The organism is Acinetobacter sp. CY73 (genome assembly GCF_059515865.1).
The window spans coordinates 22,851-42,029 of the sequence record NZ_JCAKMZ010000011.1 but is presented as its reverse complement, the minus strand read 5'-3'; the positions used below and the strand labels follow the sequence as shown (position 1 = coordinate 42,029).

Sequence of the window (19,179 nt, the reverse complement as noted above, 5' to 3'; positions counted from 1 at the left end):
AAAATAAAAAGCCTGAATTACTTCAGGCTTTTATTCTAAACATCTATAGTAGACATCAAGAATAGCTTATGCTTTTAACCATTTTCTACGGGTAATCAATAATCCCAATAAACCTACGAGACTCATCAGCGTGGTCGAGCCTCCCCCTGATTTATTCGAACTACTCTCTGGCAAAGCAGTACTTTGATCATTCAACTCTAAATCGACAATAACTGGATCATGATCTGAAGATCGGTATGCATCACTACTATAAAAGCTTTCAATCTGTTCAGGTGTTTTAAATTCTTCATTATAATCAAGCGCAGTCGGTTCATCTGCATTGATATGCCAAGCAAAGCTTCTTTTCACCAATGGATACAACGTTGCATCCGCAATCGCATGGTCTAGATTGCCTGCACCACCATGACCTTCGGTATTACTCGCTACACCGAATACATAACTATATGCAGATTGACCTTGACCTATCTTTTCATCATTTAACAATATTTTATAGTTAGCTTGTTCAAAAGCTAAGATTGGATCTTCTTTTGCATAGCTATTCAAATCACCCACCAATAAGTAATTTGGCTGTTTAACCTGCGTTGGATTTTTGGCAATCCATTGAATCAGCTTTTGTACAGCCGTCAGACGTGTCGCATTCCAACAGCCTTGTCCATCTCCCTGATCTGCATCTAGTGAAGTGAGTGAATCTGGACAACTACCTTTAGACTTTAAATGATTAGGAACCACGGTAAATGTTTTACCACCGGCAATCGGTTGGAATGTTTGGGCTAAAGTTACACGATTTTTTTCGGTTAAATCATCATAAATCACTGCATTATTTACAGGTTTAACGCGCTTACTGTTATAAATAATCGCAACAGCAATCGCATCACTTCCTAAGCGATCAACTTTTGGAGGTACCACATATTTCCAGTCTACCCCTAAGGCACGAGTCAGGTAGGCAATTGCACTTTTTTCATCATAACCATTATTTGCAATCTCCATCAAACCATAAACATCAGCATCTATTGCTTTCATGGCATTGATAATTTTTGCGTGTTGTCGGTTAAATTCAGATACTGAATTTGCACCACGTTCAGATTTCAAACCGTTCAATGAAGCATTGTCATAATTAAGCACATTAAATGCAGCAACACGCGTTTGCTTAGAATCTTTAGCAATTATAGGTTTTCTAGGGTTTTCATTCACGATAATTTCGGGGTGCTTATTATGAGCCATTGGTTGAATCCGCCAAGCGCCATATCGATATTCTAAAATCCCTTCTACATTTTTGATCTGATACCCTGCACGTAGGGTATTGGTTGCATTAAAACCCAATGGAAGCCAAGGTGTTCGATTTTGCTGGTTATAACCATCATCCAGCTCAATTTTTGAAAGTTGGTTCTGTTGTGCTAATGATTTTGCTTCAGCAGATTTTGCAGGAAATAAATTGGTTGGAATATATAAGCGCCCAAGACTTAAAGACAACTGTCCATAGCGACCATAGTTATAATTTTCACTGACGGTTAACTGCTGGGGTAATCTCACCCACATGCCTTGATAGCGTTTAGCTGAATGCCCAGTGCTACCATTGATGCTCTGAAATGGTAATTGCAACGGTGTCGCGCTGACAGCACTTAATGCATTACGATCACAAGTGCTGATTTGACTGCTCAATTTGTCAATCTGAAGTTGATTTTCATATGTACTGAGTTGACCTTGCAAAATCACTTCATCACCAACATCTCCCCCCCGAATTACACTGGCCTTCGGTGCATAAACAAAGATTGCATTGCTCACATTTGCCTTTGCTTGGCTATCTTTAGTTTGCAAATAAAACCCTGAAAATCCATTGTCATAACGATAATCTGCGGTGATCACGCCTTTCACGGTATAGGACTTATTTGTCTTAGCAGATTGTAAATCAGCAATCGCTGTAGTCGGTGCGCTACATTGAATTGACCCTAGTGATGGTTGAGGTTGAGCAGTTGACGTCAAATACTGCTCAAATGCATTGCGGTTTGACCATTTGATCCAGCTGTTATTCAGATCAAAAATGGATTCAGGATCTATACTTCCAACATCATTTTTTAAATTTTTGCGTTGAAAACTATTCCCTTTAGAAATATCTGCCCAACCGGTCGGAGGTTGCTCGCCAACACGACCAAAACGATCAATCGCTTTACCTTTATGATAAAGCACCAAGGCATCATCTCCATTAAATGCTAAATTCGCGACTTGATGAACTGCATCGCCTAATGCTGTTTTGAGATTATTATGCCCCACCAAATATTTTGCTTGAGTGGGTAACTGTCCTGATAGCTTGATCGTAAGATTAGGTGAAGTGCTTTTATTGGCAAACTGACGAATTTCATACTCTGCCAAATTTACCGTATTCGAATCTGGATTATAGATTTCTAAACCTTTTTTATTGTCATTACCATCAATATATTGGCTGAATAAAAGCGCTGCTTGTGAAGTCGTGAAGATCGTGCTTCCACCTATCAATGCGATGCAAAGACTGACGCTTTTGAGCTTTAAATACTTCGATGTTGAGTTAGATTTTTGAAGTTTATTTAATTTCATTTTTTAATTCTGAATATTCATTATTGAGCTTAAATTATCCATCCCACATGACAATTTCATGATCAAAATATGACTGATCGCATTAAATTACACATTAAAACAATTCTGATTTCTTCAATGCCAACAAATTAAAATTACCTTAAAACCATTTATTGGCATTCAAAACATAAAAATAAGATGAATTCGCTGAAAAAATTTGACTTGATATCCTGAGCACTTAAAATACCGCATTCATTTTTCTCTTTTGCCTAGGTTATGTCGAACGATCAATTAGACCCACAAGTTGTAGAATTGGACAACTTGAATGAGCATCGCGAAATTGTGACATTTATGCGTCGTTCTTCACCGCTAAATACGTCTCAACGTACTGCACTTGAACAATATGCTCACCTAATTCTGGAATACCCTGTTGGCGATTTACGTCAGCATTTTGAGCATCCTGAACGACCGCTCACAGTGGAAATTGGTTTCGGCATGGGTCGTTCACTGGTATTGATGGCGAAAGCAAACCCTGAACGTAACTTCGTAGGAATCGAAGTACACGTACCGGGTATCGCGCAGTGCGTCTATGAAGCAGGCATGGCAGGTTTAAGCAACTTACGTTTACTTGATGCAGATGCGATTCAAGTGCTACGTGAAATGCCTGATAACAGCATCAATGCGATTCAGCTGTATTTCCCTGATCCATGGCAGAAGAAGCGTCATTTTAAACGTCGTTTTGTTTCACATGATCGCATGCCATTGGTTGAGCAAAAACTTGAAATGGGCGGCACATTCCATTCGGCGACAGATTGGGAACCCTATGCAGAGTGGATGTTAGATGTTTTAGATAATCGTCCAAATCTTGAAAACTTGGCCGGTAAAGGCAATAGCTACCCACGCCCTGACTGGCGTCCTCAGACTAAATTTGAACGTCGTGGTCTAGAAGAAGGTCACAAGATCAACGATTTTTATTTCAAGAAAATTAATTAATCACAACTGATTCATTGTCATATAAAAAAAGGGCTTCGATTGAAGCTCTTTTTTATGATGGTTGTCTTTTCAAAATCTGCTCACTCATCAACTGATAGATGTGCTGTAAATCCTCACGCCCTGTATCCACTAACATTTGTTGATGCTTATTCAAAATATTGTGATCACCCCGCATTGCAGGTCCCGTCTGTACAGCCCTTGGATCATGTTGCGTTGCTTTATTGGCTGTTTCTAAAATTAAAGGATAAAGCAAATTAAAATCCACCTGCTGAGCATCGACCACTTGCTTCGCCATGTCATAGCAATAATTACTAAAATTACAAGCAAACACCGCAGCCAAATGCAAACTGAGTCGTTGCTCAGAACTATACTGATAAACACGCTGACTGATTTGACTTGCCAAGGTATTTAATAATTCTGAGTCTGGTTTTAAGCTTGCCTCAACAAATAAAGGCGTTTCAGACCAATTTATTTCTTTCTCAAAACTAAAGGTTTGCAAGGGATAAAAAACACCTGATCGCGCATGATATTGAGTCATCAGCTTTAGATGCGTACTGCCCGAAGTATGCACAATCAAAGTCTCTGGAAAATGTCCATTTAAAGCATGAATTACTTCCGCAATGGATTGGTCACTTACCGCAATAATGATCAGATCCACTGGCTCACCCAGTGTTTCGAAATTTGAACAAGCTTGAGCATTGACCTGTTGTGCCAGTGATTTTGCTTTGTCTAAATTTCGGCTAAAAATATTCACGATTTGATGTTTTCTCGACAATACCTTTGCCAAATGCATTGCAACTCGCCCTGCACCGATCAAACTAATCCGCATATGACCTTATCCCTTGGCTGAACTAAATCATGTAATGAAACTGATCTTAAACTGATTCCAAAACTATATTCAAAACTATATTCAAAACTTAAAGAAAAAGGACGGTAAACCGTCCTTTCACTGTACACATAATTTTAAATCATCATAGATCAATTAAAAACATTATTTAAATAAACAATACGTTCATTGGTTCTTTGATTGAAACATTGGTCATATTGCATCTGTTGATTGGTTTCTCGCATCGCTTCATCCCAATATTGATGATGCTTTTGATATGTTTCCAAATCGCTCTCTTTCATGTCATAGACAGGTTTTTGTGCCAGAACTTTACAATCCACATCACGCTTTTCAAACCAATCTGCTTGATCTTGTTTTAATTGTGTTTTTTGCTCATCACTAAAACGATCCCAAGTCATATTTAAGCGTTCAACTACTTTTTGTTTGTCCTGTTCAATTTCTTTCTTTCGAATATCCATCGCTTTTTGTGCAAGTGCCATTTGTTCAGTACGTTGTTGATCATAACGCTCCGAAGACTGTGCTAATTCTGCATTCTCTTTAATATAAGCTTCATACTGCACAGCCAGTTGAGTAACACGAACCACTGCATTGATGACTTCATTTTGAGCATTAATACTGAGATTTATGCCTTCTTTATCGGTCTTAAGAACATCGTATTGAATATTACCTTTTAATGAATCACTTTGAAGTACGAGAGGAAATTCACCTGCTTCCAATTCATCTTTAAGTAGCTCGTAATCACACTCATCACAAGATTTACGTTGCTCAAGAAAAGCATTTTCAGCACGTACTTGTAGCCCTTTCGGAAATTTTACATTGAGTTGAGCTTCACACTCTAACGCAGAAGTATTGGATTTATCTTGTGTGATGGTTCTGATACTCTTAAGCTCAAACTTTAAGCCATCATTGATTGTTTTGAGTAAGCTCTGATCTGCTTCATAATGATGAGTACTTCTCAAGCGTTTTTCGATTTCCTTAAGATATTCTTGTTTTAGATGTTCTTGTAAACCTTGAATATGACTTTGTTCTGTACAACTAAATTCTGTACTTTGTGATTGAGCACTCTCTTGCTGCTTAGGTTTGAATTTATCACAGCCAACCAAAGCCATTGAGCCAATCAAAAGGCTAAGCATCATTTTTTTATTGATCATTATTGTATTCATTTTGAGACCTAATTCTCATTATTTTGCGCACATTAAATCAAATAATCAGTTCAATTACGATAAAAACCTCACGAATGAGGTTTTTATTTTTATATTGAAAATCTTTCTTAGTTTTTAACTTCTACACTTTCACCCGTGACTTCACGTTGTACACCCGTTTCAGTATTGGTTACTTCAAATTCGATACGGCGATTTTTAAACTTACCTTCATCCGTCGCATTATCAGCAATCGGATTTTCTTGGCCGTATCCAATCGCATTTAATTTGCTCGGATCAACGCCTTTTGACACCAAATAATCAACGACAGATTGCGCACGTGCTTTAGACAATGCTTTATTCTGATTGGCATCACCTGTTGCGTCTGTAAAACCTTTAACGGTAAGTTCTACATTTGGAACACGATTGATTAAGCCAGCTGCTTGATCTAATACGGATTTATTGGCGTCAGGAATGTCATTAGAGCCCGTTGCAAAGTTAATAATTTGCAAATTCAATGCCGTTGCGATATCTAAGGGTTTAATTTGATCTGGGTTTAGACTTGCTAAAGCTTTTTCTGCATCACTGATACTGGTGTTGACCGCTTGACTGACATCAATCCCTTGCTGTGTTTTAACTGTTAAATTTGGTGTAATGGCTTTAATTTGATCTGCCAAACTTTGGATTGAACTTGGATCTGAGCCTTGGAGTGCAATCTCATTCCCTGTCCAAGTCAGCGTTGTATTTGGAGCACCTTTGAGTAGTTTAATCACACTCGACAATGCATTTTGATCAATCAATTCGGCATGATACTGCTGGCTCGAATCAATACCACAACCCATCGGATGATTAAACAGTTGCTTCACTTCTTTTTGAATATTTTCCACAAAAGTAGGATTACCAATTCTGGCTTGGCAAGTCACTAACTCACCTGCTGCATTTGTGTTTAATTGGAAAAATGCTGGCTGTGCATTTGAATTGATCATGGTAGTTTGATCATTATCTGCTGCTGTTTGATCTTTATTATTGCAATAGCGTAAAAATAGACTAACCAGTAAACCTAAAATAATCAGAGCGATTAATGGTAATAGCCAACTTGATTTTTCTTTCTCTGGCGGGTGAGCAGATGTTGGCGTTGAATTAGACACATAATTGGGTGCCTCATGCGATGCAACATGCGGTGTGGCTGTTGTGTGAGGTGTAGAATGCGCCAAAGAACCAATCCCAAACCCTCCAAGTAGAGATGTTGCCCAGAGTGGTAAAGAAGATTTAATCGAATCTAAGTTTTGATCTAGATAGTGCAAAATCGCATTTTGATCTGAACTTCCTGCTAAATCAGACACTGCTCCCAATGTTGGCGCAATGGTTTGATTCAATAATGACTCTGTTTCAGCAGGTGATGAGCTCTGATTAAATGCTTCTACAAAATGATTTTTAGTGAGTTGATCATGTCCAAAAATATCCGAAAGACGAGGATTCAAACTATTTTGAAGCGTATTAATCAATTCAGGTTTAGCTTTAAATATGGATAATAATATTGGAATAAATGTTGCGACAGCCGTGCTTTTTTCTTGATATAAACTAGGATCCTGTTGGTTATTATCTTGATTTAACACAATAGGGACAATTCGATCTTTGAGTAATTGAATTAAATCCATTTCTCGCTCCTTATTCATCTTATTTTAAAGTTATACTTCAGAATACTAATCTTTATTGTGCATAATATTTATTATAATTATGTATGTCATTTGATCATCACTTCATTTAAAGCTAAATAAACATCTTAAATAAATGATATTTTGATCGTTTTGCATTTATATAAAGCTTTATAAATCATAGGTATCACTGTTTAAATCTTGACTAATGCAAGCGCTCTAATCATTATTTTAGTAAGTACAAAAAAGCCAGCCGAAGCTGACTCCTGTCTTTTTTAAATGTGTTAATAAATCCAACTCAATATTCTAGATGGTATATTTTTTGTCTGAGTGCTGTGGTTCTCTGATCCGTCATATTTGCTTCGCAATTGAGACGATAAACTTCGGGATTATCCGTATCACTACTATCTAACTTACATTCAAGATCACGTTTCTTTAACCAAATTTTTTGCTCATCAAGCAAATGATCTCTAACTTCTTTGGTCGTTGAATTCCAAACTAAATTTAAGTTTTCATTAGCAGTATCTAACTTGGTTTGTGCTTCACTTATTAATATTGAATGATATTCTTTAGCAGCAGCCTCTTCTTCTGCTTGACGTTGGATCGCTTCTTGTTTTGCTAGTTCAGCAGCATTTAAACGAGCCGATTTTAATAAAGAATCAATAACTACATCTCTAACAAAATATGCAGCACTTTCACCATTTTCTAATTGCACAAATACTTTTTTAGCATCATCGGTAGGCTGAACCATATAATCAATTGATGTTTTTAATGTATTTGATTCCAATGATAAATCAGATAAGACCGCAGATTGGGCAACATTAACTTCGTCATAAACGTCACGTGCATCATCCGCATCTTTAATCATATTAGTCGGAAGATTTATCACAAAAGTCGTTACACAATATTCTTTCTTGCTGTTAGGATCTGAATTATTCGTCCTAATATCATTAACATTAAAGCTTACTGTTGCTAAAGCTGCACGCAATTTGCCCATATCAATAGTGATATTTTCCGAAGCAATCAAGCTCTTAATCCGTTCAGCAGATGCATCACTTAATTTCTTGCTAAAGCTTTCAACGATTAATTCTTTTGCTGTTTCATTATCACACTTAACGCCTGAACCAGTTAGCGTTGCAACTTTGTCACATCCCGACAAAATCATCATACTTAATGCAGTCAGTAGTAATTTAGATTTCATTATTTATACTCCTGATTAGTATTCAGAATATGCTTCATCGGCGGCAGTAGTAGCTTCATAAGCTGCATCTACAGCTTCTTGAGCTGCATATTCAGGCTCTGCATAAACAGGTGTATTTACAGCTGCCTTCTTTTGCTCTTCTTGTAAACGAATTTGGTTTTTTTCAATTTGCGGTTTTAAAAATGCATAGGTCAAAGTATCAGCAACCAAAATATTAATATTTTGAGTATTTTTCAAAACCGCAAATACCTTTTTACCGCTATCTGAAGGTTGTAAAACATACTCTAAAACGAGATCAATTTTATTATTTGTAAAATTTATTCCAAGTTCATTCGCCTGTGATTCAACATTTTGGACGTCTATTTTTGATCGAGCTTCATCTGATTTTTTAACCAAATCCGATGGTATACTTATATTCAAATCAATTGAACACTGCGTTTTGGTGCTATTGGGATCGATAAAATCTGTACGACTATCCATGGTCAAAAATTGAATGTTTTGCGCGGTAAGTTTTAATTTTGCAGGGTCAAGATCTTTGATATTTCCTGCTGAAATCAATTGCTTTAACTCATTTTCCAAGCTTTTGTTTAAATCATCTTTTAATATGGTGTGAATCAATTGATTTGCGGATTCGTCATCGCATTTAAGATGTTTTGAAAAGATCGTTCCACAACCGGAAAGACTCAGGCAAAGCATACTTAAGATCAAAATTTTATGTTTAGATTTGATTATCATTTTGTTGTGCACCCCTCAAAGTTACAGAAGTATAAATAAACACAACACAATATTACAATAATAAAGCCAGAATTAATCCAGCTTTATTATTTGATTTTATTAAATATTTTATTAAGTATAACTAAGAAATAAAAACTTGTTCAGTTTTTCCAACCAGTGTCTGCCCCAATAGTGGTGTGTTCTTCCCTTGAGACAAGATCGTGTCCTTTGTAACAACCCATTCAACTTTTGGATCAATCAGCACCCAACCAGATTCGGCTTTCCAACGCTCTAACATGTTGGCTACTCTTGCCGCCGCAACTGTTACTTTTTCAACCCATTCCAAAGGCTCAAACAAACCTTCGTTAATCAGTTGAATACCAAATGGCACATACGTATCAAATGCGGTCATCCCGGGTAAAGTTTCTGCAAATGGTGCTAATTTTGCTGAGCTACTTAAAGGTTCATGATGGGTACAAATCGTATCGATCACACCCTCTTTTAGACCTTGACGTAACAGTTGTTTATCACTTTCGGAACGCAACGGTGGACGAACATGAGCCAATGAATTAAAACCATCGATGAGTTGTTCAGTTAAATGCAATTGATGCATTGCTACGTCACAGGTCACATTCAAGCCTTTATCTTTGGCAATTTTGATCAGCTCAACCGATGCGCCACATGACAACAACCCAAAGTGCGCACGCACACCTGTTGCTTCAATCATCAATAGATATTTAGCAATCGCAATGGTCTCAGCCAATGCTGGAATCATCGGCAGGCCTTGACGAGATGCAATAAAGCCTTGATGCACACAACCATCTTTTGCAATCTGCGGTTCTTCCGCGTAAAACACAACAGTCATACCCAAACCAGCAGCATATTCCATGGTACGCAATACCACATCATCATCAGCAAAAGCTGCTGAAGCATTGGATACCGCAGTACAGCCACCTTTTTTGAGTGCAGCCATATTGGCAGGTTGATTCCCCTTTAAGCCCTGCGTTTGTGCACCAATGACTTCAAGGTAGATACCACCATCCAACATCGCTTTTTCGACCAAGCCATGAATCAGCGCACCATTGTCTTGCACAATCGGCTGTGAATCAGGTGGTGTGAACACATGCAAAATTCCATTTTCACGTGCAGCACGACCTTCAGATTTCAGCGTACCATGTTGTTGTTGACCTGGTTCACGTAAACGTGCACATAGGTCAACCATGGTCGGCATTAGCCATTTACCTTGCCCATCGATCGTTTCAGTTACATTTTGCGACTCAGCAACCAATTTGCCATTTTCAATATAAACAGTTTCAACTTGATCTGTTTTTTTGATCGGGTCTAAGACACGGACATTTTCAATTTTTACAATAGTCATGACTGATTCCTTAAACCGTAATCGCTTCGATTAAACCGTTTTCTGATAAACCCTGTTCCTGTAACTGACCTTGCATCGACAATGCAAGTACCGCCATACGTACCGCGATCCCATTAGTCACTTGATTCAAAATCACCGCTTGCGGGCCATCAGCAATACTCGAGTCAATTTCAACACCGCGGTTCATTGGACCCGGATGCATCACGATGCAGTCTGGTTTTGCCATGGCTAAACGTTCTTTATTTAGGCCGTACATTTTGTAGAATTCAGCTTGAGAAGCTAAAGCAGGTGAATCAATACGTTCATTTTGAATACGTAAGGTAATGATCACATCACAGTCTTTAATCCCTGCTTCCATGTCATTAAATAGACGAACACCTTCTCCATATTCTTCAAAACCAAACGGCAATAGAGTATTCGGTGCAATCACACGAATATCTTTACAGCCTAAAGTTTGTAGCGCTGCCACATCAGAACGAGCGACACGAGAGTGTTTAATATCGCCAATAATGGCAATGCTAATATCTTCAAAGTTCTTTTTGGTCTCACGGCGAATGGTCAGCATATCGAGCATCGCTTGTGTCGGATGTGCATGACGACCATCCCCTGCATTGATGATAGCAACGTTTGGGCAAACCGTTTGAGCAATAAAATGTGCCGCACCAGAAGATGAATGACGCACTACGAAAATATCCGCTGCCATCGCTTCAAGGTTCCACAGCGTATCTCTGAGCGTTTCACCTTTTGATGTGCTTGAACGTGCAATGTCAATATTTAAGACATTGGCAGATAGACGCTTTGCAGCAGCTTCAAAGGTGGTACGAGTACGTGTAGAATTTTCAAAGAAAAGATTCATCACAGTACGCCCTTCAAGCAACGGCGTGGTGATTAGTTGGTTTTGTTCATTAAAAAAAGAATTCGCTGTATCTAATATTTTTGTAAGCGTTTCTTTGGAGAGGCCTTCAATGGTGAGGAAATGTTTTAAATGTCCATCTTGGTTCAGCTGAATCTGACTCGGGGTATGTAACGACGCCAAGTGCATGAGAGATTCCTTATACGTTAAGTCAACGTATTATACAGACATTGCTGTGAATTGGCAGTCTTCAACCTCATTGATTGATGCTATATCAATCACAGTAAAATCACTATTGATTATACTTTTTATTCATTTTGAATCATTTAAATTGAACAAATTTTAGTAATTGATTTGCAAACTATTGGCTATGATCAGAGCCAATAGACTATCGCCAAAGAACCTTCGCATCACGATCTATCAGTACCCACTCGATTACGGTCTTTCTTTTACCATTTTTCCATGCTCGTGTTTGGATATTAATTTGAAATTTATCATCATCACGAACAATCCACTCCGTAGGCTTAGACTCAACACGATCATAATAATCAAGACTATGCCGTCCTAACTTACCCAGATTCATTCCTTCTACAGCGCTAATATCTAATTTTATGAATTGTTCATCACGCTTTAGAAAAACAAAAACCTGAGTGCCTTTTCTTTTCTTCTGAGTTAAAACAGCAGCTGTACGATCATGATTAAAGAATGCATATGAAGGAACATATGAAACTAAATCTGAATGTTCATTCGCAATAGCTAAGTTTAGCTTACAGATCAGTAGAGTAATTACAATTAATTTGCTTAGGCATTGCCGGATCATAATCTAGTAACCTCATAGGTAATCAAAATGATTGTTATTGTAAATATTTCGAGATTTTGGGTCATTTTTTATTAATTTAGGTTAAAGCAAACCTCACCATTTAGTCTCAACACAAAACTATTGATGTTTTTATTAAAGTTTAGGGAAGCTATTTAATCGTAACTCAACGGCAACGATGCAAACCGATTAATCAAGCTTATTAGCTAAACATAAAAATGTGACCAACTCATTTGCAGTGCAATAATGATTAACAACATTCCCATAATCAAATTAAATACTCGCATTCTTAAACCTTGGTTCAAAAATACAGCGAGCTTTTGACCTGCATAACCCCAAATCAATAAGGATAAATAACAAACCACAAAATAAATGAGAATAAACAAAACTAAATAACCCGAATCCTGCTTAAAGAAATGAGATTATTCATCTTGAGACTTACCCATCATTTTGAGCATAAAAAAGTCTATTCTTTGGTCTGATAACACTAAAAACTAATCATAAAATTACATTGAGCTTATGATTTTAAAGAAAAATCCTTATCCGCGATTCGGGTTAAATAAAATGCATTATGCGATGCAGAAAATAGAGCTGTCCCAGACACTGCTGCAATCCATGCTTTAGGGTTCAACCATTGCAACAACGCACCTTGCATAAATGTTGGGGCTTTGGGTAATGCAAGCTGATCCGTCTGAATTGATTCGCCTTGGGCTCTTGCAATATTCTATCCCATCCACACCAATAAAGCCGTACCAAGCACAGTAATGATATAGAGTAAGATTGGATAAATTGCAATGACTTGGTATAAACCAAAACAGACAGCTGCCAATAATGCAGTAAAGCCAATCGTCGCACCTGAAATAAATGCAAAAGTCTGCTTTAGGCCATAATTCATACTACTGCTGAGAATCGTAATATTTACAGGTCCAGGCGATATCGACATGGATAAAGAAAAAGTAAACATTGAAAAAATTAAACTGAACATCGTTATAGCCTTGAATATTGTTATATCTTTTAATCATTATTTTTCTTACATAATGACCTATTGTAGTTTTTTAAGGATATAACAATGTGAAAGCGATGTAACTCAGCATCATACATTACTAAGGCAAAACTCATCACACCTCCAATATAGGTCATTATTCTCTGTTAAAAATAAATACCATCAATCACACGACTTAATCGCGCATATAAAACATATAAAAGTGTGGCTGTATAAAATTTATCCTTTATTGTTGGATCGTCCTATTTCATCATATATTAATCTTATCCTATTGTTTTTATTAAATAAAAAAACCAATCTATTTCCAAAATATTCGTAACATTTAGCATCAAAAATTGAATGAAGAATAAATAATGATACTTAAAGGGTCGCTTTGTTCTAATTTCAAAAGCTTTGATCGTTAAAATACGTTAAAATACGCGATTGCTAAAATTGTCTTTGGAAAATGTTCATGAATTCGAAACCACGTCTTTCTACATATTGGGTCACCTGTGCAGATGGGCTAGAAACCTTACTTCAAGAAGAAATTGAGGGTTTAGGGGTTCAAAACATTGAACGACTTCCAGGACGTCTAGTCTTTAAAGGTACACTTGAAGATGCATACCGCGTATGTATGTGGTCGCGTTTAGCTTCACGTGTACTCACCCCAATTCATACACATGAAATTGAATTTAGCCATGATGCCCGCGATGTGGCAGAAGAGCTTTATGAAGGTGCAAACAGCTTCGATTGGTCGCTTATTTTTGCACCACAATCGACCTTTGCTGTCCGTCTTCATATCGAACGTGAAATCAAAGTTAACAGCCAGTTCGCAACGTTACGTGTGAAAGATGGTGTGGTCGACTCATTTATGGAAGCTGTGGGTAAGCGTCCAAGTATTGATATTAAACAACCAGAAATCACACTTTATGTGCTTGCAGGTAAGACAGAACATACGTTCTGCCTAGATTTATCAGGTGACTCTCTACATAAACGTGGTTACCGCTTATACATGACGGATGCACCGATCAAAGAAAACTTGGCGGCAGCGATTCTACGTCGTGCAAAACTTCACGAGCAAAACCCAGATATTTTCCTTGACCCAATGTGTGGTTCAGGGACATTTATTATTGAAGCACTCATGATGCTGACTGATCGTGCACCTGGCTTAGTTCGTCGTTTCGGCTTTAATGGTTGGAATGGTCATAACCATGAACTATGGATGTCGATTAAAGGTGAAGCCGCTGAACGTCATAAAATTGCTTTAGAAAAACCACTACCAAAATTCTATGCTTTCGATGCAGATTGGGAAGCGGTTAAAGCAACCAAACAAAATATTCGTGCAGCTGGTTTTGAATCATTGCTGGACCAAATCCAAATTGAAGAACGTACTTTAGCTGATTGGCCCGATTTCCAAACGGAAGGCAAAACGTCATTTATCGTGACCAACCCTCCTTACGGTGAGCGTCTAGGTGATCGTGGTTCAAGCCGTTCATTCTACTTGGGCTTATCTGCACTTTTACAAAAGCATTTCCCAAATCAAATGACTGCAATTATTGCAGCTCAAATTGAACAAGCGGATGTATTGGCGATTCAAGAACCACAAACATTGCGTTTGATGAATGGTAAATTGCCGATTTATATCCGTTCAGGTTTAATTAAACCAGCAACTGTTTCAAAGCCGTTCTTAGAAACGTGGCAGCCTCAGCAATTCGAAAAAATCGAGGGTGCTGAAGATTTTACCAACCGTTTGCAAAAGAACATGCAAAACTTAAAGAAATGGGCAGTCAAAGAAAATATTTATTGCTTACGTATTTATGATGCCGATCTACCTGACTTTAACGTTGCAGTAGATTTGTATGGTGATCGTTTACACGTTCAAGAATATGCACCGCCAAAAATCATTGATCCTGAAAAAGCGAAAAAACGTTTTAACTTAGCACTGGCTTCAATTCGTGCAGTAACCGGTTTGGGTCGTGATGCGATCTTCATCAAAACACGTGCTCGTCAAGAAGGTAAAACGCAGTACACCAAACAAAGTACGGCGTCTAAGCGTTTTATCGTGCAGGAAGGCAAAGCGAAAATCTTGGTGAACTTAACCGATTATCTTGATACTGGTTTGTTCTTAGATCACCGTCAAATGCGTCTGCGTATTGCTGCTGAAGCAAAAGGTAAACACTTCCTTAACCTTTATAGCTACACCTCTACTGCAAGCTTACATGCTGCTTTGAATGGTGCTGCGAGTACAACCAGTGTCGATCTTTCCAATACCTATTTAAATTGGTCTAAAGAAAACTTTGTATTGAACGGTCTAACAGTTGATCATGCAGATGAACAACACCAGTTCTTCGCAAGTGATTGTTTTGAGTGGTTGAAAGAAGGTCATGAACAATATGACTTAATCTTTATTGATCCACCAACCTTCTCAAATTCGAAGAAATTCCACGGAACTTTCGATATTCAACGTGACCACCTTTCACTATTGAAACGTGCGATGAACCGCTTAACGACAGGTGGTACGCTTTACTTCTCAAATAACTATCGTGGTTTTGAGTTAGATGATGAAATTAAAGCGTTCTATGACATTGAAGAACTGACCAATGAAACCATTGGACTCGACTTCAAACGAAATACGAGGATTCACCGTTCATGGAAAATTCAGCACTTACCTTCTTAATGTGCTTTAACAGTCGTTTAAATTTAATGTCATAAAAATAAAAAGAGTTTGAAGATTCTTCTTCAAACTCTTTTTTATACGGCGGATTCAAGCGACAAGTGCAACAGTATAAAAATTAATATTTATTCGATTTTACTGTGGCTGTCCCCGAACCTTTGACATTCCCATCACTATTGAATCTTAGACTACTCTCATAAACGATATTTTCCGTGTTTAATGAATCATATGGAATATAGACTTTTCGTTCATTGTTTATAAGTTGACTATTATCCGTTTTTTTCTTTATTTCATAGTCAGATGCGGCTGTAGATTCAAGATTTTCCTTACTCATTTGATCTGCCTGCTCTTTGGCTAAATGTTGATGTTTATTCAATTGTTGCTCTAATGGAATATGTGCATCATGCTGAACCAAACTCATCATTTCAGGACTGACTTTATGATCTCCTCCACTTTGCTCGGAAAGGACATGATCATCAATAATTTGAGCATATGAAATTAGGGGGATTGTAGAAATTAGAGTCATCAATAGAATTATTTTCTTCGAAAAGACACCATTATGCTGATCCATATTCAACATCCATTTTATTTTTATATTCTTTTTAATATAGTTTTTCTAATAAAAGTTGCAAGTGATTCTTTAATATTCCGATAAGCTACTTTCCCCCCTTTTTTTCTTCAACATCATTTATAGCGTATTAAAGACGCCCAACTTCAAAATAAGATATTTTAGAGCGGTCAAATTCACCCATCGGTGTATTTTTGAAACTATGTAAAGCATGAATCGCATGCATTTTATGAGAGCGTGTTTTTTGAGCAGCACTATAGCGGGGATCATCCTGACTCAGCGTTATACAAAATGATGATTTCCCTTGTTTCTGGGTTTCACTATTCAATTGATACAGTTGATATGCGAACACGTCCAAACGCTTAGGATGACTTAATACGCTATGCGCCATTAAATAATCGAAACAATCCTCTACTTTAGGTAATTTCATCTGATGAGTCATCGATGCATAGACATTATAAAAAGGTCTTAAATAGTGAAGCGTTGTAGAATATTCAACGACCTTGGTTTGTTTGAGCTGTTTTTGATTCCAAAGTCCCATAATACCAACCACTTGCTGATTTAAATCAAAAACCAATTTAAAGTCTTTTAATCGCAAACCTTGCCAAAGTGGATGGTCTCCCCGATTTAAATCATTAAAATTATACACAGGTAAAAAGTTAAAAAACTCTCGCATATCAGCGACAAACTGGTTTGCGATATGAATCAAATCTTCCGTAAGTTCATGCATTGAAAATTGTTTAAATTGACTTAAACTCGGTACCTTAGAAATATTAAAAGTCGTCATTTGATCCAAAATATAAGGTTCTGGAAAATGAGGACGACTTCGATGCAACATATGCTTTGCTTTGTGATTATCTTCTAACACAACACTTTGAAAAAAATCATCTACAGGAATTTGGCTATACAAATAATCCATGAGGACTTCAATCACTTTTCGACCTCGAAAAGCTGGATCAATGCGCAGATCAGACACATAACGAATTTTATTCGTCTGCGCATTGATATAGCAATTTTTAAAGCCAATATTCATCATGCCAATAATCACATCAGGTTGGTCTTTTTTAACCACAACTTTAATATCGGGCTGATGATATTGAACATATGCTGCTTTGAAATAATCATTTCCTCGCTCAAATGACAAAGTCATGCCATTACTCGGCATCGTTTCTGCAACCAGCTTTAACAACTGAGCGTTATCCTGGAAATTTGCATCACGGATCATGAGCTGATCATTTTTGTCCGACTGGAAATATTTATTTCCAATATCCATATTCATCCACCATTATTTTTATTCTCTTCAGCGGTTCAGGCTTGATATTTCCTTCAATCATTCCATTATGCATGGCTAAATTTTTATAATAATCCCAAGCATTTTCGACATGTATCACACCCGGTTCATCAAGCTGACCTAAATTCCTTGCCAACTCATAATGAAAATTCTTTTTTAATAATTGATCCAAAACGGATACATCTGCAATAGCTTCCGAACTCCCTTCACTTAACAACACATAATGTGGTTTTTTATGATTGGATTGCTCAATACCCAATAAACTCATCGGTAGATAATCTTTTTGCTTAAAATGAGCAATAATATTTAAAGCTGTCGATTGATCGATTTTTTCACCGACCAAATCCACGGTCATTTTGCGCCCTAGAAATTTAAAACAGGGGACATTTTGATAGAACTCAGTTACGACCAACTCATCATCAATAATATATCGTGTCAAACCTGAACTTGTGGTAATAATCGGACTCACCCGTTGTCCTATTTTCAACTGCCAAGCTGGGTAAACATTTTGATGGTCTAGATCTAAAAACTCATAAAAATGAGCTTGATACATGAGCGGATAATGACCATCGAGTGGTATTGTGACAACGCCTTCCGTTGCCCAAAGCCCTTTACCTTCAAAAGCTACACCTGATACTTTTTCTCTTAAAATTTTAGCCCAATGTTCTGCACTGGCAGTATCCCAGCTTGAAATCAACATCAGTTTTGACCAAAGTATTTTCCAAGATTGAGCATTTTCTAGGTTCAAATGACTTAACTTACAACTCTGATGCTTAGAATACGGTGCTTTTAAAAAGTTGAGGGATGCTCTTTGCCACTCACCTGTTTGCAACGTGGTGATAATTTCATCTTGGTAAAATTGAATAATATCCAAGAGCTGCAATGCAAAGGTTGGACTCCAAACTGAAATCATGCCTAAATTTTTATCTGCGACTAAATAAGTCGCAGTCGCAAACATCGCATCCTCTGGACTTTCAGCCATCGCTATTTCAGTCGGTACAGACTGGGTCACCTTAGTCAGTATTCGCTTACTCAAACTTAATAAAGCACGATCATCATTTAAGTTTTGATTATAGGTCAGTTTTCGCTGACTCTCTGGCAACCATGAAACTGACCAATAATGTGTGGTATTTTTTAACTCAGGATAATGCTGGTACAGACTCCGAAGCCATAATCCAATCGCTTGATCCAACTCATCCAAAAATCCTTGTGTATAAGGAATAAATTTGAGCGCCTCACTTGAGCCGCTGGTTGGCTGAAATCGAATCAATTTTTGGTTGTTCAATAAGTTACTAGAAGTTTCTCTCGATTGTTCAATTTGAGATTTCCAGTCCGCATATCGTGTGATTGGATATTGGGCAATAAAATCTTGGTAGCTCAGATGAGGTTGCTCAACGATCTGCTTTAATTTTTGTCTTTGAACATGCTCTAACCGCGATGAATCTTGGTAAAACTTTGTAGATGCTTGTTGACATGCGAATGACAGGATTTGATGTGAACTATATAAAATGAATCCCACG

At 37.4% G+C, this 19,179-nt stretch carries 15 protein-coding genes; 2 read left to right on the top strand and 13 right to left on the bottom strand.

The window, feature by feature from the left end; all coding sequences use genetic code 11:
- Positions 1–66 precede the first annotated feature (66 nt).
- A complete protein-coding gene (locus AC5YD2_RS07195) occupies positions 67–2,568 on the bottom strand; it encodes an ExeM/NucH family extracellular endonuclease (protein WP_496125679.1) in 2,502 nt (833 codons plus the stop codon).
- Positions 2,569–2,823: 255 nt separating this feature from the next.
- Here AC5YD2_RS07195 and trmB point away from each other — a divergent pair, with 255 nt between their 5' ends.
- A complete protein-coding gene (trmB, locus tag AC5YD2_RS07190; protein WP_496125678.1) occupies positions 2,824–3,540 on the top strand; it encodes a tRNA (guanosine(46)-N7)-methyltransferase TrmB in 717 nt (238 codons plus the stop codon).
- A gap of 52 nt (positions 3,541–3,592) precedes the next feature.
- Here the strand turns inward: trmB and AC5YD2_RS07185 are convergent, their stop codons facing one another.
- The 9 genes from AC5YD2_RS07185 to AC5YD2_RS07145 all read right to left on the bottom strand — a co-directional run bounded on the left by AC5YD2_RS07185 (position 3,593) and on the right by AC5YD2_RS07145 (position 13,129).
- Positions 3,593–4,369: a Rossmann-like and DUF2520 domain-containing protein gene (locus AC5YD2_RS07185; protein ID WP_496125677.1), complete on the bottom strand. Its 777-nt coding sequence runs from the start codon at positions 4,367–4,369 to the stop codon at positions 3,593–3,595.
- A 149-nt stretch (positions 4,370–4,518) separates the two neighbouring features.
- Positions 4,519–5,535, bottom strand: a complete 1,017-nt coding sequence (locus AC5YD2_RS07180; protein ID WP_496125723.1) for a DUF1311 domain-containing protein — start codon at positions 5,533–5,535, stop codon at positions 4,519–4,521.
- Between the two features lie 122 nt (positions 5,536–5,657).
- The gene (locus tag AC5YD2_RS07175) at positions 5,658–7,184 is read right to left on the bottom strand and encodes an OmpA family protein (protein ID WP_496125676.1); all 1,527 of its coding nucleotides are present in this window, start codon (positions 7,182–7,184) and stop codon (positions 5,658–5,660) included.
- 295 nt (positions 7,185–7,479) lie between these two features.
- The gene (locus AC5YD2_RS07170) at positions 7,480–8,382 is read right to left on the bottom strand and encodes a lysozyme inhibitor LprI family protein (protein ID WP_496125675.1); all 903 of its coding nucleotides are present in this window, start codon (positions 8,380–8,382) and stop codon (positions 7,480–7,482) included.
- A 15-nt stretch (positions 8,383–8,397) separates the two neighbouring features.
- Positions 8,398–9,090, bottom strand: a complete 693-nt coding sequence (locus tag AC5YD2_RS07165) for a hypothetical protein (RefSeq protein WP_496125674.1) — start codon at positions 9,088–9,090, stop codon at positions 8,398–8,400.
- A 148-nt stretch (positions 9,091–9,238) separates the two neighbouring features.
- Positions 9,239–10,474, bottom strand: coding sequence for a dihydroorotase (locus AC5YD2_RS07160; protein ID WP_496125673.1), 1,236 nt, complete (start codon positions 10,472–10,474; stop codon positions 9,239–9,241).
- Between the two features lie 10 nt (positions 10,475–10,484).
- Positions 10,485–11,516: an aspartate carbamoyltransferase catalytic subunit gene (locus AC5YD2_RS07155; protein WP_496125672.1), complete on the bottom strand. Its 1,032-nt coding sequence runs from the start codon at positions 11,514–11,516 to the stop codon at positions 10,485–10,487.
- Positions 11,517–11,715: 199 nt separating this feature from the next.
- Positions 11,716–12,147, bottom strand: coding sequence for a hypothetical protein (locus AC5YD2_RS07150; protein WP_496125671.1), 432 nt, complete (start codon positions 12,145–12,147; stop codon positions 11,716–11,718).
- Between the two features lie 721 nt (positions 12,148–12,868).
- Positions 12,869–13,129 (bottom strand): LysE family translocator, encoded by a 261-nt coding sequence (locus AC5YD2_RS07145; protein ID WP_496125670.1) that lies wholly within the window; start codon positions 13,127–13,129, stop codon positions 12,869–12,871.
- Positions 13,130–13,598: 469 nt separating this feature from the next.
- On the opposite strand from AC5YD2_RS07145, the gene rlmKL reads away from it, so the two are divergent.
- A complete protein-coding gene (gene rlmKL / locus AC5YD2_RS07140) occupies positions 13,599–15,803 on the top strand; it encodes a bifunctional 23S rRNA (guanine(2069)-N(7))-methyltransferase RlmK/23S rRNA (guanine(2445)-N(2))-methyltransferase RlmL (protein ID WP_496125669.1) in 2,205 nt (734 codons plus the stop codon).
- A gap of 115 nt (positions 15,804–15,918) precedes the next feature.
- Here rlmKL and AC5YD2_RS07135 read toward each other — a convergent pair whose 3' ends face one another.
- From AC5YD2_RS07135 to AC5YD2_RS07125, 3 genes are all read right to left on the bottom strand, one after another.
- Positions 15,919–16,371: a hypothetical protein gene (locus AC5YD2_RS07135; RefSeq protein WP_496125668.1), complete on the bottom strand. Its 453-nt coding sequence runs from the start codon at positions 16,369–16,371 to the stop codon at positions 15,919–15,921.
- Between the two features lie 127 nt (positions 16,372–16,498).
- Positions 16,499–17,641 (bottom strand): GNAT family N-acetyltransferase, encoded by a 1,143-nt coding sequence (locus AC5YD2_RS07130; protein ID WP_496125667.1) that lies wholly within the window; start codon positions 17,639–17,641, stop codon positions 16,499–16,501.
- Positions 17,625–19,178, bottom strand: coding sequence for a GH3 family acyl-acid amido synthetase (locus tag AC5YD2_RS07125; RefSeq protein WP_496125666.1), 1,554 nt, complete (start codon positions 19,176–19,178; stop codon positions 17,625–17,627). Before AC5YD2_RS07125 ends, AC5YD2_RS07130 begins: the two co-directional genes overlap by 17 nt.
- Between the last annotated feature and the right edge of the window lies 1 nt (position 19,179).

What these genes read in the sequence shown, in the direction of transcription:
- AC5YD2_RS07175 (WP_496125676.1), bottom strand. Translation starts at nt 7,184, where the DNA reads ATGGATTTAATTCAATTACTCAAAGATCGAATTGTCCCTATTGTGTTA.
- AC5YD2_RS07195 (WP_496125679.1), bottom strand. Translation starts at nt 2,568, where the DNA reads ATGAAATTAAATAAACTTCAAAAATCTAACTCAACATCGAAGTATTTA.
- rlmKL (WP_496125669.1), top strand. Translation starts at nt 13,599, where the DNA reads ATGAATTCGAAACCACGTCTTTCTACATATTGGGTCACCTGTGCAGAT.
- AC5YD2_RS07130 (WP_496125667.1), bottom strand. Translation starts at nt 17,641, where the DNA reads ATGGATATTGGAAATAAATATTTCCAGTCGGACAAAAATGATCAGCTC.
- AC5YD2_RS07155 (WP_496125672.1), bottom strand. Translation starts at nt 11,516, where the DNA reads ATGCACTTGGCGTCGTTACATACCCCGAGTCAGATTCAGCTGAACCAA.
- AC5YD2_RS07170 (WP_496125675.1), bottom strand. Translation starts at nt 8,382, where the DNA reads ATGAAATCTAAATTACTACTGACTGCATTAAGTATGATGATTTTGTCG.
- AC5YD2_RS07145 (WP_496125670.1), bottom strand. Translation starts at nt 13,129, where the DNA reads ATGTTCAGTTTAATTTTTTCAATGTTTACTTTTTCTTTATCCATGTCG.
- AC5YD2_RS07135 (WP_496125668.1), bottom strand. Translation starts at nt 16,371, where the DNA reads ATGGATCAGCATAATGGTGTCTTTTCGAAGAAAATAATTCTATTGATG.
- AC5YD2_RS07185 (WP_496125677.1), bottom strand. Translation starts at nt 4,369, where the DNA reads ATGCGGATTAGTTTGATCGGTGCAGGGCGAGTTGCAATGCATTTGGCA.
- AC5YD2_RS07160 (WP_496125673.1), bottom strand. Translation starts at nt 10,474, where the DNA reads ATGACTATTGTAAAAATTGAAAATGTCCGTGTCTTAGACCCGATCAAA.
- AC5YD2_RS07150 (WP_496125671.1), bottom strand. Translation starts at nt 12,147, where the DNA reads ATGATCCGGCAATGCCTAAGCAAATTAATTGTAATTACTCTACTGATC.
- trmB (WP_496125678.1), top strand. Translation starts at nt 2,824, where the DNA reads ATGTCGAACGATCAATTAGACCCACAAGTTGTAGAATTGGACAACTTG.